The organism is Azospirillum oryzae, from assembly GCF_900177515.1.
Taxonomy (GTDB): Bacteria; Pseudomonadota; Alphaproteobacteria; order Azospirillales; family Azospirillaceae; genus Azospirillum; species Azospirillum oryzae_A.
This window is the reverse complement of sequence record NZ_FXAK01000007.1, coordinates 2,551,966-2,563,633: the sequence shown is the minus strand read 5'-3', so window position 1 is coordinate 2,563,633 and position 11,668 is coordinate 2,551,966. Positions and strand designations below refer to the sequence as shown.

The 11,668-nt window shown below is 69.5% G+C and carries 10 protein-coding genes and 1 other RNA gene; 3 read left to right on the top strand and 8 right to left on the bottom strand.

The window, feature by feature from the left end:
* Positions 1–122 precede the first annotated feature (122 nt).
* The 5 genes from recR to B9N97_RS24605 all read right to left on the bottom strand — a co-directional run bounded on the left by recR (position 123) and on the right by B9N97_RS24605 (position 4,764).
* Positions 123–716 (bottom strand): recombination mediator RecR, encoded by a 594-nt coding sequence (gene recR, locus B9N97_RS24625; RefSeq protein WP_085090302.1) that lies wholly within the window; start codon positions 714–716, stop codon positions 123–125.
* 211 nt (positions 717–927) lie between these two features.
* Positions 928–1,251, bottom strand: coding sequence for a YbaB/EbfC family nucleoid-associated protein (locus B9N97_RS24620; protein ID WP_085090301.1), 324 nt, complete (start codon positions 1,249–1,251; stop codon positions 928–930).
* Between the two features lie 3 nt (positions 1,252–1,254).
* Positions 1,255–3,138 (bottom strand): DNA polymerase III subunit gamma/tau, encoded by a 1,884-nt coding sequence (locus B9N97_RS24615; RefSeq protein WP_085090300.1) that lies wholly within the window; start codon positions 3,136–3,138, stop codon positions 1,255–1,257.
* A gap of 104 nt (positions 3,139–3,242) precedes the next feature.
* An RNA gene (gene ffs / locus B9N97_RS24610) (signal recognition particle sRNA small type) lies at positions 3,243–3,340 on the bottom strand.
* A 230-nt stretch (positions 3,341–3,570) separates the two neighbouring features.
* Complete coding sequence (locus B9N97_RS24605) at positions 3,571–4,764, bottom strand: phosphoglycerate kinase (protein ID WP_085090299.1); 1,194 nt, start codon at positions 4,762–4,764, stop codon at positions 3,571–3,573.
* Positions 4,765–5,067: 303 nt separating this feature from the next.
* Between B9N97_RS24605 and B9N97_RS24600 the strand changes: the two genes are divergently transcribed.
* Both B9N97_RS24600 and B9N97_RS24595 read left to right on the top strand, forming a co-directional pair.
* On the top strand, positions 5,068–6,672 hold the full coding sequence (locus B9N97_RS24600) for a CYTH and CHAD domain-containing protein (RefSeq protein WP_085090298.1): 1,605 nt from the start codon (positions 5,068–5,070) through the stop codon (positions 6,670–6,672).
* Between the two features lie 11 nt (positions 6,673–6,683).
* Positions 6,684–7,307, top strand: coding sequence for a ParA family protein (locus B9N97_RS24595; protein ID WP_085090297.1), 624 nt, complete (start codon positions 6,684–6,686; stop codon positions 7,305–7,307).
* A gap of 19 nt (positions 7,308–7,326) precedes the next feature.
* On the opposite strand, the gene B9N97_RS24590 is transcribed toward B9N97_RS24595, so the two are convergent.
* The 3 genes from B9N97_RS24590 to B9N97_RS24580 form a co-directional block, all read right to left on the bottom strand.
* Positions 7,327–8,121 carry a methyltransferase domain-containing protein gene (locus B9N97_RS24590; RefSeq protein WP_244560880.1) on the bottom strand — a complete coding sequence of 265 codons (795 nt, stop codon included), beginning with the start codon at positions 8,119–8,121 and terminating at the stop codon, positions 7,327–7,329.
* Between the two features lie 78 nt (positions 8,122–8,199).
* Positions 8,200–8,388, bottom strand: coding sequence for a hypothetical protein (locus tag B9N97_RS24585; RefSeq protein ID WP_085090296.1), 189 nt, complete (start codon positions 8,386–8,388; stop codon positions 8,200–8,202).
* A gap of 119 nt (positions 8,389–8,507) precedes the next feature.
* A complete protein-coding gene (locus B9N97_RS24580; protein ID WP_085090295.1) occupies positions 8,508–9,977 on the bottom strand; it encodes a sensor histidine kinase in 1,470 nt (489 codons plus the stop codon).
* A 130-nt stretch (positions 9,978–10,107) separates the two neighbouring features.
* Between B9N97_RS24580 and rfaE1 the strand changes: the two genes are divergently transcribed.
* On the top strand, positions 10,108–11,553 hold the full coding sequence (rfaE1, locus tag B9N97_RS24575; protein ID WP_085090294.1) for a D-glycero-beta-D-manno-heptose-7-phosphate kinase: 1,446 nt from the start codon (positions 10,108–10,110) through the stop codon (positions 11,551–11,553).
* Positions 11,554–11,668: the final 115 nt, after the last annotated feature.

Sequence of the window (11,668 nt, the reverse complement as noted above, 5' to 3'; positions counted from 1 at the left end):
GGCGTACGTGGCGTGTACGTGTGCCCCCTCCCTCCCACGGCTTCGGCAGCGGAGGGTAAGATTGCGGCAGTCCCCTCTCCCTCGAAGAGGGGAGGGTTAGGGAGGAGGCCGCGTGGCTGGAGCTACAACGGCCGCCGTGCCTTCAACGCCGCGGTCAGCGTGCCGTCGTCGAGATAGTCCAGTTCGCCGCCGACGGGGACGCCGTGGGCGAGGCGGGAGACCGAGACGTCGGAGTCGGTCAGGCGGTCGGTCACCACATGGGCGGTGGTCTGGCCGTCAACGGTGGCGTTCAGCGCCAGGATGATCTCCCGCACCGCCGGGTCCTTGGCGCGTTCGGCGAGGCCGGCGATGTTCAGGTCGTCGGGGCCGACGCCCTGCAGGGCCGACAGCAGGCCGCCCAGAACATGGTAGGTGCCGCGGAAGGCGCGGGTGCGTTCCAGCGCCCACAAATCGCCGGCATCCTCCACCACACAGATGACCGAACGGTCGCGGGTGGGGTCGGAGCAGACGGTGCAGGGATCGCGGCTGTCGAGATTGCCGCAGATGGAGCAGGCACGGATCGACTCGCCGGCCGCCGCCATCGCTTCCGACAATGGCACCAGCAGGCTGTCCCGCCGCTTCATCAGATGCAGAGCCGCCCGCCGCGCCGACCGGGGGCCGAGCCCCGGCAGCTTGGACAGCAACTGGATCAGGCGTTCGATTTCAGGTCCGATCATCAAGCGTACTCGCCTCTCCCCCCCGGGGAGAGGTCGGGCGGCGATAGCCGTCCGGGTGAGGGGGCGGACCCTCTCCCCCCTAGGGAGAGGGTGGCTGCTCCAGCAGCCGGGTGAGGGACTGCGCAACGCCTGGAAAATCCAAGGAACGTATCCCCCTCACCCTGACCCTCTCCCCGGGGGGGAGAGGGGATTTTTACGGATAATTTCGGGATCAGAACGGCAGCTTCATGCCGGGCGGGAGCTTCAGGCCACCCATCATCTTCGAGGTCTCCTCGGCGACGTGCTGTTCGACCTTCTTCTTGGCGTCGTTGAAGGCGGCGACGATCAGGTCCTCCAGCACCTCGACGTCCTCGGGATCGACGACGGACTTGTCGAGCTTGACCTTCTTCATCTCGCTCTTGCCGTTGACGGTCACGACGACCATGCCGGCGGCGCTCTGGCCGGTCACTTCGACCTGCTCCAGGCTCGCCTGCATTTCCTGCATCTTGGCCTGCATCTGCTGGGCCTGCTTCATCATGTTGCCGATATTCTTCATCGGTCAGTACTCTCCTTCGTCGTCGAGGGGGTAATAGACCCCATCGTCCTGCTGCTGAACCATGAAATCGGGTGTCTCGCCGTCATCCGCAACCGCCGCGCTCTCCGCCGCGGCAACTTCGGCGAGGTCGCGGACGTCGATGATCTTCGCGCCGCTGAAGGCGTCGAGCACGGCGCGCACCACCGGGTTGGCCTGCGCCTCCGCCCAGGCGCGGTGCTTTTCGGCCTGATCCTGTTCGGCCAGCGTCGGCTGGGCCGGGCCTTCGGACAGGGCGACGATCCAGCGATGGCCGGTCCATTCGCTCAGGAACTGCCCGACCTTGGCCGGCAGGGTCGGCGGGGCGGCGGGGCGGAGCTTCAGCTCCAGCCGGCCGGGCTCCATGCGGACCAGCTGAACCGTCTCCATCAGGTAGCCGTAGAGCGCGCCCTCGCGCCGGTCGGAAAACAGCTGCACCAGCGCCCGGAAGTCCGGCGGCATCGGCGACAGCTCCTCGCCGGCCGCAATGGGGGCCGGGGTGGCGGGGGCGGGAGCCGCCTGCGCAACGGGGGCGCTCTGCGGCTGGGCCGAACCCATGGAGCGGGCGACCGCATGCGTCGACTGGCTGGCGACCGCGACCGGACCGCCGCCACCGCCGGGGCCGCGGCCCATCGGTGCGCCTCCACTGCCGCCATTGGCCTGCTGGGCCTGGAACTGGCGGATCAGGTCGCCCGGCGTCGGCAGGTCGGCGGCGTAGGACAGGCGGACGATCACCATCTCCAGCGCCTGTTGCGGCACGGGGGCGGCCTGTACCTCGTTCAGTCCCTTCAGCAGCAGCTGCCACGCCCGGGTCAGCGCCGGCATGCCGAGCCTGGTCGACAGGGTGGCGCCGCGCGTGCGTTCGGCTTCCGGCAGGGACGGGTCGTTGGCGCTGTCGGGCACCACCTTCAGGCGGGTCAGATTGTGGACGAGGTCCAGCAGGTCCTGCAGGATCACCACCGGATCGGCGCCGACCCGGTGCAGGTCGGCCAGGATGTCCATCGCCTCGGCGGGCTTGGCGGAGACGGCGGCCTCGAACAGGTCGATGACGCGGGTGCGGTCGGCCAGACCCAGCATGTCGCGCACCTGCTGCGCCGTGACGGTGCCGGCGGCGAGCGCGATGGCCTGATCGAGGAGCGACAGCCCGTCGCGCACCGACCCGTCGGCGGCCCGCGCGATCAGGGCGGCGGCATCGCCTTCGATCTCCGCGCCTTCCATGGCGGTGACGCGGGTGAAATGCTCCTTCAGCACCTGGGCGTCGACGCGGCGCAAGTCGAAGCGCTGGCAGCGCGACAGCACCGTCACCGGCACCTTGCGGATCTCGGTGGTGGCGAAGACGAACTTCACATGGCTCGGCGGTTCCTCAAGCGTCTTCAGGAGCGCGTTGAACGCGCTCTTCGACAGCATGTGGACCTCGTCGATGATGTAGAGCTTGTAGCGGGCCGAGACCGGCGAGTAGCGCACGCCGTCGATGATCTCGCGGATGTCGTCGACGCCGGTGTGGCTGGCGGCGTCCATCTCCATCACGTCGACGTGGCGGTCCTCGGCGATGGCGCGGCAGTTGTCGCAGACGCCGCAGGGAGTGACCGTCGGCCCGCCGGTGCCGTCCGGGCCGGTGCAGTTCAGCGCGCGGGCGATGATGCGGGCGGTGGTGGTCTTGCCGACGCCGCGCACGCCGGTCAGCATGAAGGCCTGGGCGATGCGGCCGGACTGGATGGCGTTGGTCAGGGTGCGGACCAGCGCGTCCTGGCCGATCAGCTCGTCGAAGGTCTTCGGCCGGTATTTGCGCGCCAGCACCCGGTAAGCCTGCCCGGTGGCGGGAGCCGCGGCGGGGGCGGAGACGGCGGTGATGTCGGCGGTGGTATCGGTCACGCGGCTGGCCTGTCGAAACGACGGGAGGGGAATTGCGGGCCGCAGGATAGCGTCCCGGCGCCGCGCTGTCGCCGTCTGTTTCGTGCTGGCAATTTTCGGGTAGGGTGGGAGACTGGACGAACGACCCGAGCCGTAACTCGTTGCGGCTGCTTCCTTCCGGACCTGACCGGGTTGGCGAGGGACTCGTCCGACGCCAGCCTCCCGCCGCTGTTATGGCGATCTGCGCGGGCGGATGCAAGGGGAAACGGTTCGTGTGCGCGGGCGGCTGCGGACTATGGCCGATTATTTTTCGGACTATAATTTATGGTCCCGCCCATAATTGGTCCTAAAGGGTGTGTGGAAGCCTTTGTCCTCCCAGGGGCGGCCAGGACCAATGAAAAAAGGGGGGCGCCGCGGCACCCCCCTTCTCGAACCCGTTGGACCGGGTAACCCTTACTTCTTCAGCGCCGCGACGCCCGGCAGCTCCTTGCCTTCCAGCCATTCCAGGAAGGCGCCGCCGGCGGCCGAGACGTAGGTGAACTTGTCCTCGGCACCGGCATGGGCGAGTGCCGCGACGGTGTCGCCGCCGCCGGCGACCGACAGCAGGCCGCCCGACTCGGTGCGGGCGGCGACCAGACCGGCCACCGCGTTGGTGCCGGCGTCGAAGGGCTGAATCTCGAAGGCGCCGAGCGGGCCGTTCCAGACGATGGTCTTGGCGCCCTGCAGCTTCACGCCCAGGAACTCCACCGTGGCCGGGCCGATGTCGAGAGCCATCTCGTCGGCGCCGATGGCGTCGAAGGCGACGACGCGGTTGGCGGCGCCGGCCTTGAACTCCTTGGCGACGACGAAGTCCTTCGGCAGCAGGATCTCGCAGTTGGCTTCCTTGGCGGTCGCCATGATGGCGCGGGCCTGGTCGGCCATGTCCTTCTCGCACAGCGAGGCGCCGACATCGGTGCCCTGGGCGAACAGGAAGGTGTTGGCCATGCCGCCGCCCAGCACCAGCAGGTCCACCTTGCGGACCATGTTGCCGAGCAGTTCCAGCTTGGTGGAGATCTTCGCACCGCCGACGACGGCGGCGACCGGGCGCTCCGGCTTCTCCAGCGCGAGCGTCAGGGCCTTCAGCTCCGCTTCCATCAGGCGGCCGGCGGCGTTCGGCAGCAGGCGGGCGACGCCCTCGGTCGAGGCATGGGCGCGGTGCGCGGCGGAGAAGGCGTCGTTGACGTAGATGTCGCCCAGCGCGGCCATTTCCTTGGAGAAGGCCGGATCGTTCTTTTCCTCTTCGGCGTGGAAGCGGGTGTTCTCCAGCAGCACGATGGCGCCGTCATGCACCTTGGCGATGGCCTCCTTGGCCTTGTCGCCGACGCAATCCTCGGCGAAGGCCACCTTCTGGCCGACGGCGGCGCTGAGCGCGTCCAGCACGTTGCGCAAGGAGTTCTTGGCGTCCGGGCCGTTCTTCGGCCGACCGAAATGCGACAGGACCACGACCTTGGCGCCCTTGGAGGACAGCTCCTTCAGGGTGGGGGCGAGGCGGTCGATGCGGGTGGTGTCGGACACCTTGCCATCCTGCATCGGAACGTTCAGGTCGGCGCGGACCAGCACCGTCTTGCCGCTCACCTCAAGGTCGTCGATCGTGTTGAAATCGGTCATCGTCACACTTCCCCAAGTATGGCCGGTTCCTGTCGGGCCGGCCGTTTCAGTTTGCGGGAACCCAACCACAGCGCTGCTCGCTTTGCAACGCCCCAAGGGTGGGGTGAAATGGGGCATAATGACCCTGCAACCGCATGTTTGGGGTTCCGTTCCGGTTATCTCGAAACGAACCGGGATGCAGGGGCGGGGAGTACCGCAACCGCAGGCTCCTGCAACATTTCCGTAACTTGACCCTGTCCATAGGCTGTGCAAACACCCAACTGTAGGCCGCTGGGCCGCAAAACGGGGGTTGAAGCGCAGGCGATGGCTGAGGCCGAGATCAACCGCGAGACGGAACTGAAGCTGGCGGCGAAGCCGGAAGACTTCGACAGGCTGCGCGCCGCTTCCGCCATCGCAGACCGGACGGCTGGGCCGGCGGTGACGCGGACCCTGGAAAGCACCTATTACGACACCGAGGACCGGCGGCTCGCCGGGCGGAAGGTGACGCTGCGGGTGCGCAAGACCGGCGACGGCTATGTCCAGACGGTCAAGTCCGCGCCGGACGAGGACGGGCTGGGCCGCGGCGAGTGGGAATGCGCGGTGACCTCCGCCGCGCCCGACCTGACGCTGATCGCCGACGGCGCCGCCATAGAGCTGCTGGGGTCGCTCAGCGACTCGGAGCTGCGGCCGGTCTTCACCTCAATCGTCGAACGGACCACGCAGGACGTGACGCTGGGCGAGGGCGACGATGCCGCGCTGATCGAGGTCGCCTTCGACCGCGGCCGGATCGAACTGCCCGACGGCCGGTCGCGCGACCTGTGCGAAGTCGAACTGGAGCTGAAGAGCGGCACACCCGCCGCGCTCTACGATCTGGCGCAGGAGCTGACCAAGTCCGCCCCGCTGCGGCTGGAGATGCGGACCAAGGCGGAACGCGGCCACGCGCTGGCGAACGGCGCCGCCGACAAGGCGCTGAAGGCTGAAAAGCTGGTGCTGGACCCGGAGACCACGGTGGAAGGGGCGGTGGCGCGGATCGTGCGCGCCTGCCTCGCCCATATGGTGGCGAACGAGGCGGTGACGCTGGCCGGCGAGGATCCGGAGGGCGTGCACCAGATGCGCGTCGCGCTGCGCCGGCTGCGCTCGGCGACCGCGCTGTTCCGGCCCTTCATTCCGGCCGCGCAATATCTGTGGCTGGTCGGCGAGATCAAGTGGCTGGCGGGCAGCCTGGGGCCGGCGCGCGACTGGGACGTGTTCGGCGAGGAACTGCTGGCGCCGGTGCGGGACGCCTTCCACAAGGCCGACGGCCATGGCCGCTCGGCGGTCGAGGATCTCGACACGCTGGCGGCGGCGGCCGAGGCCAAGCGGCTGCGCGCCTATGAGGGCGTGCGCGAGGCGATCCGCTCGGAACGCTACACCGCCTTTCTGCTGGGGGTCGGCAGCTGGGTGGAGAAGCGCGGCTGGCGCGACCAGCCGGTCAGCGAGGAGTCGGTGCGGCTGTTCCAGCCGGTGATCGGGCTGGCCGACCATCTGCTGAACAAGCGCCACAAGAAGGCCAAGCGGGCCGGCCACGGCTTCGCCCACCTGCCGGTGGCCCAGCGCCACCAGCTGCGCATCGCCCTGAAGAAGCTGCGCTATGCGGTGGAGTTCTTCCGCAGCCTGTATGACGACAAGCCGGTGCGCCGCTACATCCAGCAGCTTGCCGCCCTGCAGGACGCGCTGGGGCATCTGAACGACGTGGCGACGGCGACGCGGCTTCTGCACGAACTGCACGACGACGGCAGCCGCTCGGCCCCCGGCGAGCCGCGCGCCGCCGGCATCGTCATCGGCTGGCACGCCCGCGGGGTGGCCGACACCGAGGCGGCGCTGGTCGCCCTGTGGCATGATTTCATCGACACCAAGCATTTCTGGTCGAAGCCGGACGCCGCGGTGTAGAGTCCGCAGCCATGCTCACGATCCTCGTCGCCAACATCAAGGGCGGCTGCGGCAAGACGACCGTCGCCACCCACCTCGCCGCCGCGTCCGCCGCGGCGGGCCTGCCCACCGTGCTGGCCGACGTCGACCGCCAGCGCTCCTCGCTCGGCTGGCTGGAGCGCCGGCCGGAGAAGGCGCCGCCGCTGGTCGGGCTGGACTGGGCCAAGGACTTCACCGACACGCCGCGCGGGACCAAGCGGTTGGTCATCGACGCGCCGGCCGCGCTGAAGACCAAGCAGATCGAGGATCTGGTGAAGATGGCCGACATCGTCGTGCTGCCGGTGTTGCCCGGCGCCTTCGACGAGCAGGCGACCCAGCGCTTCCTCACCAAGCTGGACGAGTTGAAGCGGATCGCCAAGAAGAAGACGACGGTGGCGGTGGTCGGCAACCGCATGCGCGCCCGCACCAAGGCCGCCGACCGGCTCGACCGCTTCCTGGGCGGCGTCGGCCATCAGGTGGTGACGCGGCTGCGCGACAGCCAGATCTACGCCGACGCGGCGGAAAGCGGTCTCAGCCTGTTCGACATGCCGGGCAAACGCGCCGCCGAGCATCGCGGCGACTGGCAGCCTCTGCTGAGCTATATCGACGGGGTTTGATGGCGGGGCGGGTGCCCCCCTACACCCGCACCACCATGAACAGCCATTTGGTCGGGATCAGCGCGCTGCCGCTGGAATGCTCGGGATAGGCGACCTCCAGCCGGCGGCGGTAGGCGGCGAGGAAGCGGTCGAGTTCGGGGCCGGTCAGGCGGTCCATCACCGGGACCAGCGCCGACTGGTGCAGCCATTGCAGAAGCGGGACATCGCCGTCCAGCGCGTGGAAATACTCGGTCTCCCACAGATCGACGGCGGCGGCCTGGGGGCTGAGCCAGTCATAGTAGTCCTGCGGGCCATAGCTGCGGCTGCCGCTTGGCTGGGCAGCGGGCCAGGCGCCGTGCAGACGGTCGGACCAGGGGCCGTCGGCAGCCGTTTCCAGCAGCAGGCGGTGGGCGGTCTGGTCCTGCGGGCGGGGCAGGGCGACGGCGAGGACCCCGCCGGGGCCGAGCGCCTGCAGCAGGTCGGGGAACAGCCGCTCGTGCCCGCCGACATGCTGCAGCCCACCGGCGGAGATGACGAGATCCGCCGGCCAGTGCGGGCGCCAGACGGTCAGGTCGGCCTGCTGGTAGCGCACGCGCGACGGCGTATCGGCGGCCCAGCGCAGCATCGCCGGGGACTGGTCGACCGCCAGCACGTCGGCCAGCGGCCAGCGCGTCGCCAGCAGCCGGGACAGCTGTCCGGCACCGCAGCCGAGATCGACGATGGTGTTCGGAGCCAGGGAGAAGGGAAGCGCCGCCGTCAGGTCCATGACGGGACGACGGCGCAGGACGTCAATCGTCGCGAAGGCGTTGGGGTCCCATGCCATGTTCAGAGCCATGTGGCACCCGCTTGTGTTGGGCGCCTGCCCCCGGGTCTTTCACCCGGCCATCGCGTTACCGGTCGCCTGTGCGGACGGTCAGTGGGCGGAGCCCATGCGGTCGAAATAGCGGCCGATCGACGCGAAGATGAAGAGCACGCAGCCGAGGAAAACGATCAGACCGCCGGCCGCGAAGGCTTCGTCCGCCGCGCGCGAGGAGGCGAGCAGGCCGACGAAGGCCATGATGCCGGCGAGGATGGGGTTGATCCAGAAGGAGAAGGCTTTCACGTCCCGGAGTCCTTTCAGAACAAGGCGTTGTCAGGGTGGAAGCGCCCGCCTCCCGCCCCGCCGGGCTGCCCGCGAACGCTTCGCTGTTGAAGGAATTCTGCGGGAGGGAACCCGCGGAATCAATGCGACACAAACGACTTGTGCGTTGCAACAGCTACCGCAGCGGTGTCCGCGTTGCATTGCGGTATGTCAAGGGCGAAGGCCGTTCCTTCCGAGCCGCTCTCCACCAGCCGGAGATCGCCGCCATGGGCGCGCAGCACCTCGCGCGCGATGGCGAGGCCGAGGCCGATCCCGCCGGCCCGCGCCGATCCGGCGAAGGGCTGGAACAGGTTTTCCCGCGCCCGCGGGGCGAGGCCGGGGCCGTTGTCGGCGATGGTCAGGGTCAGCCGGCCGGATGGTCCTGATTGGGCGGAGAGGCGCACCCGGTCGGCGCCGGCCTGCACCGCGTTGCGGCCGAGATTGACCAGGGCGCGGCCGAGCTGGGCGGCATCGACCTGAACCAGCGTGCCGGCGGGGACGTCGTTGATCCACTCCGCCTCCACCCGGCCGCCGTCGGGGCGGGCGGTGGCGAGCACCTCGGCCCCCGCCTCCTCGGCCAGCCGGTGCAGGTCGGTGGGCGCGGGGGAGAGCGGCAGCACGCCGTCTCGGGTGAAGGACAGGGTCTGGCTGCACAGCTCCACCGCGCGGTCGAGCGAGGCGACCAGCCGCGGCGTCACCCGCCGCACCTCCGGATCGGCGCTCTCGGTCAGCCGCTCCGACAGGAGGGAGGCGGTGGAGAGGATGCCGCGCAGGTCGTGGTTGATCTTCGCCACCGCGGTGCCGAGCGTGGCGAGCCGTTCGCGCTGGCGCAGCGCCGCGCGCACCGTGCCCTGCATGGCGGCAAGCTCGCGCTCCGCCACGCCGATCTCGTCGGCGCGGCTGCCGGGCACCAGCGGCGGGGCGCCGTCGGGGTCGTGGCGGAAGGCGACCACTTCGGCGGTCAGCCGGCGCATCGGCCGCACCAAGAGGGCATGCAGCGTGAGATAGACCAGGATCGCCGCGATCAGCGAGATGGCGACCGACACCGTCAGGATGCGGCGGGAGAAGTCCAGCATGGCGTCGATCAGCGGCCGTTCGTCCATCGTCACCTCGACGCGCTGGGCCGGGTCGTTGGGCGAGCGGTCGATCACCCGGATCACCCGGTCGCGCTGAGGGCCGAAGGCACCCTCCAGGGCGAGCCACAGGGCGTTGCCGGCATCGACGAACTGCATGCCCATGCCGGTGCCGCGCAGGTCGTACACCGCATCGGCCCGTGGTGGCATCGGGCTGGACAGCATGTAGACCCGCGCGCCCGGCTGAATCAGGTCGATGACGTGGGCGCCGGTGTAGGCCAGCAGCTTTGCCTGAAGCTCCTTGGTCACCATCAGGTCGGGGGCGGCCTCCACCGACAAGGCCGCGATGTGGGCGGCGGCCAGCCGCTCCTCCAGGTAGCTCATGCGGAAGCGGGCGATGGAGGGGGCGTAGATCAGCACCTCCGCCAGCAGCACGAACAGGATGGTGAGCAGCAGCAGCTTGGCCGACAGGCTGGTCGCGACGGTGGGACGGGACATGGGGAGGACCAGCGGGGAGGGAGGGGGGTGTTGCCGGAACGCCATCGTACGACGGTGACAAACGAGCGTCACCAGTTCGGAGGCCCCGATCCGCTGGCGTTACCGCTTTGGCATTGGTAAGACAGGCGCCATGAGCGACCTTGCCCGTCACATCGACACCCTGTCGCGCGCCAACGTGCTGTGCCTTGGCGACGTGATGCTCGACCGTTTCGTCTATGGTTCGGTGGACCGGGTGTCGCCGGAGGCGCCGATCCCCGTCCTGCGCGTGGACCGTGAAGTGCCCAAGCTGGGCGGCGCCGGTAATGTCGCCGCCAATCTGGTGGCGCTGGAGGCGGCCTGCCGCTTCGTCTCGGTGGTGGGGCGCGACGGCATCGGCACCGACCTGCTGGCCCTGCTGCGGCGCGAGGGCGTCAGCGACGGCGCCATCGTGGTCGAGGACGGCCGCCAGACCACGGTCAAGACCCGCTTCATCGCCGGCCAGCAGCAGCTTCTGCGCACCGACATCGAGACGGTGGTGCCGATCACCGTCGCCGACCGCGTGCTGGAGCGCGTGCGCGAACTGCTGCCCGAGGTGGGCGGCGTCATCCTGTCCGACTACGGCAAGGGTGTGCTGACCGACGAGCTGGTGGTGGCGGTGATCGCCGCCGCGCGGGACGCCGGGCGCACCGTCGTGGTGGACCCGAAGGGGCGCGACTACCGCCGCTATCGCGGGGCCGACATCGTCACGCCCAACCGCAAGGAGCTGATGGAGGCCACCGGCCTGCCGGCCCGCACGGACGAGGAGGTGATCGCCGCCGCGCGTCATCTGATCGCCACCTGCGGCATCGGCGCCGTCGTCGCCACCCGCAGCGAACAGGGCATGTCGGTGGTGACGGCCGGGGACGCCGTGCATCTGCCGGCCGAAGCGCGCGAGGTGTTCGACGTGTCGGGCGCCGGCGACACGGTGGTGGCGACGCTGACCGCCGCGCTGTCGGTGGGGATCGATCTGGTCGATTCGGCGCGGCTGGCCAACCTGGCCGCCGGCATCGTGGTGGGCAAGGTCGGCACCGCGGTGGTCCGCTCGGCCGAGCTGCTGTCCAGCCTGCACGAGCAGGAATGGCGCCACGGCGAGGAAAAGGTGCTGACCCGCGACGCCGCGGCGGAACGGGCGGAGCGCTGGCGGCTGCGCGGCAAGCGGGTGGGCTTCACCAACGGCTGTTTCGACCTGCTGCACCCCGGCCACATCTCGCTGCTGAAGCAGGCCCGCGCGGCCTGCGATGTGCTGGTGGTCGGGCTGAACAGCGACGCCTCGGTGAAGCGGCTGAAGGGTGAAAGCCGGCCGGTGCAGAACGAGACGGCGCGCGCCACCGTGCTGGCGTCGTTGGGCTGCGTCGATCTGGTGGTGATATTCGGCGAGGACACGCCGGAAACGCTGATCCACGCCCTGCGCCCCGACGTGCTGGTCAAGGGGGCGGACTACACCATCGCCACGGTGGTGGGGGCGGATTTCGTCCAGAGCTATGGTGGAAAAGTGGTGCTGGCCGAACTGGTCCAGGGCCAGAGCACGACCAACACCATCAAGCGCATGAAGGGCTGAGGCAAAAGGACTGAGACAATCGGTCGGGCATTGGCGGCGAGCGTCGATTGTCGCTTGTAAGCTGCCGATGCAGGACCCATCTATGGATGGTCGACGTTGCTCTGGGCTTTGTTAT

Coding starts and splice junctions, on each gene's coding strand:
- recR (WP_085090302.1), bottom strand. CDS start 716: ATGATCGGACCTGAAATCGAACGCCTGATCCAGTTGCTGTCCAAGCTG.
- B9N97_RS24620 (WP_085090301.1), bottom strand. CDS start 1,251: ATGAAGAATATCGGCAACATGATGAAGCAGGCCCAGCAGATGCAGGCC.
- B9N97_RS24605 (WP_085090299.1), bottom strand. CDS start 4,764: ATGACCGATTTCAACACGATCGACGACCTTGAGGTGAGCGGCAAGACG.
- B9N97_RS24600 (WP_085090298.1), top strand. CDS start 5,068: ATGGCTGAGGCCGAGATCAACCGCGAGACGGAACTGAAGCTGGCGGCG.
- B9N97_RS24595 (WP_085090297.1), top strand. CDS start 6,684: ATGCTCACGATCCTCGTCGCCAACATCAAGGGCGGCTGCGGCAAGACG.
- B9N97_RS24590 (WP_244560880.1), bottom strand. CDS start 8,121: ATGGCTCTGAACATGGCATGGGACCCCAACGCCTTCGCGACGATTGAC.
- B9N97_RS24580 (WP_085090295.1), bottom strand. CDS start 9,977: ATGTCCCGTCCCACCGTCGCGACCAGCCTGTCGGCCAAGCTGCTGCTG.
- rfaE1 (WP_085090294.1), top strand. CDS start 10,108: ATGAGCGACCTTGCCCGTCACATCGACACCCTGTCGCGCGCCAACGTG.